The sequence below is a fragment of the Pseudomonas sp. 2995-1 genome (genome assembly GCF_002742505.1).
GTDB classification, from domain to species: Bacteria; Pseudomonadota; Gammaproteobacteria; order Pseudomonadales; family Pseudomonadaceae; genus Aquipseudomonas; species Aquipseudomonas sivasensis.
In genome coordinates this window covers 1-228 of record NZ_LJSA01000007.1, presented here as the reverse complement: position 1 = coordinate 228, position 228 = coordinate 1, and the positions used below count along the sequence as shown (strand labels likewise).

Annotated in this window: 1 protein-coding gene; it reads left to right on the top strand. The window is 45.2% G+C overall.

Annotation, left to right across the window (positions count from 1 at the left end; all coding sequences use genetic code 11):
- Nucleotides 1-228, top strand: a 228-nt coding sequence (locus AOA61_RS00025; RefSeq protein ID WP_256583300.1) for an AIR synthase related protein, incomplete at both ends; no start/stop codon positions are given.

The window sequence follows — 228 nt, the reverse complement described above, 5'->3', positions numbered from 1 at the left end:
GTGTAGGAACGAAGCTTTTAATCGCACAAGAGATGGGGAAACACGATACAATCGGTATCGATGCTGTGGCTATGTGTGTGAACGATATTGTCGTTCAAGGTGCATCTCCACTGTTTTTCCTTGATTATTTAGCGTTAGGTGTAAATGATCCGGAGGTAGTAGAGCAGATTGTTGCGGGTATCGCTGATGGTTGCAGACAATCAGGTTGTGCCTTAATTGGTGGGGAGA